At 68.8% G+C, this 952-nt stretch carries 1 protein-coding gene; it reads left to right on the top strand.

Annotated features, from left to right (window positions below; all coding sequences use genetic code 11):
• Nucleotides 1-28: 28 nt before the first annotated feature.
• Nucleotides 29-952, top strand: a 924-nt coding sequence (locus tag ACFFIA_RS40960) for an acyltransferase domain-containing protein (RefSeq protein ID WP_377262291.1), incomplete at its 3' end; no start/stop codon positions are given.

Raw genomic sequence — 952 nt, 5'->3', positions numbered from 1 at the left:
GCGGTCGTGGCCGGCGTCTGCTGGTCGGTTGCGGCGGGCTGGGGTGTCGTCGTTCGGGTTCAGCGGGACGAACGCCCACGTGATCGTGGAAGAAGCCCCGGAGGCGGCGGAGCCGGCTGGCTCGTCGTTGTCTGGCGGGCTCGTGCCGTGGGTGGTGTCGGGCAAGTGCGCGGCGGCGTTGCGGGCGCAGGCGTCGCGGTTGCTGGAGTTCGTGGCTGGGCGTGGCGAGCTGGATCCGGTGGAGGTGGGCTGGTCGCTGGCCACGACGCGGTCGACGTTCGAGCACCGTGCGGTGGTGGTCGGCACCGACCGCGACGATCTGATGCGTGGGTTGGCCGCGCTTGTCGACGGCAGGTCTGGTGCCGTTCAGGGCACCGCTGGTGGTGGTTTGACGGCGTTCTTGTTCGCTGGTCAGGGTGCGCAGCGGTTGGGTATGGGCTCGGGGTTGGTGGAGGCGTTCCCGGCGTTCGCGGAGGCGTTCGACGGCGTGTGTGTCGAGCTTGACCCGCATCTGGACCGTCCGTTGCGTGAGGTGATCGCTGACGGTTCGGGCGGGTCGTTGGATCTGACTGGTTGGGCGCAGCCGGCGTTGTTCGCGGTTGAGGTGGCGTTGTTCCGGTTGTTGGAGTCGTGGGGTGTGGTCCCTGATCTTTTGTTGGGGCATTCGGTTGGTGAGTTGGCGGCGGCTCATGTGGCCGGTGTGTGGTCGTTGCCGGATGCGTGCCGTCTGGTGGCGGCTCGGGCCAGGTTGATGCAGGCCCTGCCGTCCGGTGGTGTGATGGCCGCGGTCCAGGCGTCCGAGGCGGAAGTTCGTGGGCTGCTGAGTTCGGGTGTGGATGTCGCGGCGGTGAACAGCCCTGGGTCGGTGGTGGTCTCTGGTGACGAGGGGCCGGTCGCCGCGGTCGAGGCTCATTTCGTGGGCTTGGGTCGGCGGGTGAAGCGGTTGCCGGTG

Origin of the sequence: Phytohabitans kaempferiae, assembly GCF_042433955.1 — a bacterium.
GTDB classification, from domain to species: Bacteria; Actinomycetota; Actinomycetes; order Mycobacteriales; family Micromonosporaceae; genus Phytohabitans; species Phytohabitans kaempferiae.
Note: the sequence above shows the minus strand (reverse complement) of the source record. Positions and strands in the feature narration are given on the sequence as shown.